Below are 2,434 nucleotides of genomic sequence, written 5' to 3'. Positions count from 1 at the left end.
GAGGTGACCACCGAGCTGATCGCCGGCGCCATCAACGCCTAAACCACAACCCTCGACGGATCACCGTCGTACACCACCGATCCGGACTTGACCCGCCACCGCCATGGGTTGATCGGGAAATTACGTCCCGGCAGCCGGGAACTAGGTGAGCCGCCGGTTCCGCCCTCTAAGGGGGGCACAGACCGGCGGCTCACCCGTTTCCAAGCCATCGCAGGGCGCTCAGGACACGTGGGAGGCGCGGACGCGTGCGGCCCGGCCGTCCTAGACCCGATCTAGTAGCCGGGGGCGGCGGTCGGCCCGGAAGACCGCGACGGCCAGGCTTGGCCGAATCTGGCAGACGAAGTGCGACGAATCCTACGCTCTTGTTACATCCGTCCATAGAGTGGTGCCGACGGTTGACAGAAGGAAGGGGCGCCCATCGTGGCCGCTCTGGCTGTCGGTACAGCGCACTTGCTCGGCCGTCGATACAGCAGACGCGACCCAGCAGGAGAGCCCCCACCAAATGACGTTCACCGAAGCCCTCGCTGCCTACGGCCGAGAGGCCAGGACCCGACTCAATGGGCCAGGGGAGCCCGAGGCGGCCCTGATAACACCGGTGACGCACCTGGTCGAGCAGGTTGGGCATTCACTCGGGCTGACCGTCGTTGCGCACAGCCAGGTCGCTGAGCAAGGCGGCGCCGTGAAGCCGGACTTCGGCATCCGGGTCAACGGCATCCTCATCGGCCACCTCGAAGTCAAGGCTCCGGGAACAAGCCTAGACCCGAGGACCTACTCGCGGTCATCGCACAACTACAAGCAATGGCAGCGGCTCAAGGAATTGCCCAACCTTCTGCACACCAACGGCACCGAGTTCCGGCACTGGAGTTACGGGGAGCCCCAAGGCGACCCTGTTTCAGTGCACGCGTCGAATTTGGTGCGGGCGCCGGACCCGCTCACCGCGCCAGACCGCCTCGAGCTGGTCTTCAGCGACTTCCTCCGCTGGTCTCCTACGATCATCACCACAGTCAGCCGCCTTGTGGAGACCCTCGCCCCGCTTGCACGCCTGCTGCGTGAGGAAGTCCAAGACGCGCTCACCGAGGAACGACGCGCTCAGAGAGCTGGAGCCGACCCGTCGTCTCTGCCCTTCCTGGGCATCCGCGCTGATTGGCGACGCCTCCTGTTCCCGCAGGCCACCGACGCCGAATTCTCCGACGGGTTCGCACAGACAGTTGTCTTCGCGCTGCTCCTTGCGCTCGACGAAGGCATCGACTTGGTCAACTTGTCGCTGCACGATGTGGCCCAGCGTCTCGAAGCGAACCACACGCTGATGGGGCGAACCCTAAATCTGCTCACGGAACATGTTCGCAACACCGCAGTAGCACGAGCGATCGAGCTGATCAGCCGTGTCATAGGGCACACCGACTGGCCTCGGCTCAACGCCCGCACGCAGAACCTCCACCTGCACCTGTACGAGGATTTCCTCGGCACCTACGACCCCGATCGTCGTCGCAAGTCGGGTTCGTACTACACACCCGTGCCCGTCGTAGACGCCATGACTCGGCTGACCGACCTGGCGTTGAAGGAGTACATGAACAAACCGAAGGGCCTGCGCGACGCCAACGTAAGCATTGTCGACCCGGCGATGGGGACCGGCACATTCCCGCTCTCGATCATCCGCCACGTCGGAGAGGAAGCAGCCCTCGTGCATCGCGGCGCTGGCGCGAAGCCTGAGGCCATGAGCAGCGTCGTCGACCGGTTGTACGGCATCGAACTGCAATCGGGGCCGTTCTCGGTTGCGGAACTCCGCATCACGCGCGCCTTGCGCGAGGCAGGAGTCGCACTCCCCGCTAATGGCCTTAACCTCTTCGTTGCCGACACTCTCGAAGATCCGACTGTCGCTGGTGAGCAGAACCTGCCTTTCACCGCGCAACTCATCGCTCTGCAGCGACAGCAGGCGAATCGGATGAAGCGGGAGCGCAACGTGCAGGTCTGCATCGGAAACCCGCCCTACAAGGACCACGCAGGCGGAATGGGCGGATGGATCGAGAACGGCACCGATTCCAAAACCAGTGCTCCACCACTGCACGCGTTCCGGTTCGCGGGAAACGGCGTCCACGAACGGCACCTGTCAAACCTGTACACCTACTTCTGGCGATGGGCCACCTGGAAGGTTTTCGAGTCCACAAATGAACCCGACATCACCGACGGCGGCAACGGGGTCATCTGCTTCATCACCGCGAGCGGCTACCTCGCCGGACCCGGATTCAAGGGCATGCGTAAGTACCTTCGGCGCACCTGCTCCAACGGCTGGATTATCAACGTCACCCCGGAAGGCATGCAGTCCCCCAACGGGGTTTTCGGGCTCTTCGCCGATGAGTGTGGGGTCATAGGTTGAGGCCGCCGCCGATGAGGAGCATGCGGAGGCGGTAGTTGTCGCGGTTGCGGAAGCCGCGGG

The 2,434-nt window shown here is 63.9% G+C and carries 1 protein-coding gene; it reads left to right on the top strand.

Translation table 11 applies throughout. The annotated features are described in order from the left end of the window. Positions 1-502: 502 nt before the first annotated feature. Positions 503-2,374 (top strand): type I restriction enzyme HsdR N-terminal domain-containing protein, encoded by a 1,872-nt coding sequence (locus BCF74_RS16930; protein WP_106299095.1) that lies wholly within the window; start codon positions 503-505, stop codon positions 2,372-2,374. The last annotated feature ends 60 nt before the right edge of the window (positions 2,375-2,434 follow it).

Source organism: Knoellia remsis, from assembly GCF_003002895.1.
In the GTDB taxonomy this organism is placed as follows: domain Bacteria; phylum Actinomycetota; class Actinomycetes; order Actinomycetales; family Dermatophilaceae; genus Knoellia; species Knoellia remsis.
Note: the sequence above shows the minus strand (reverse complement) of the source record. Positions and strands in the feature narration are given on the sequence as shown.

Coding starts and splice junctions, on each gene's coding strand:
- BCF74_RS16930 (WP_106299095.1), top strand. CDS start 503: ATGACGTTCACCGAAGCCCTCGCTGCCTACGGCCGAGAGGCCAGGACC.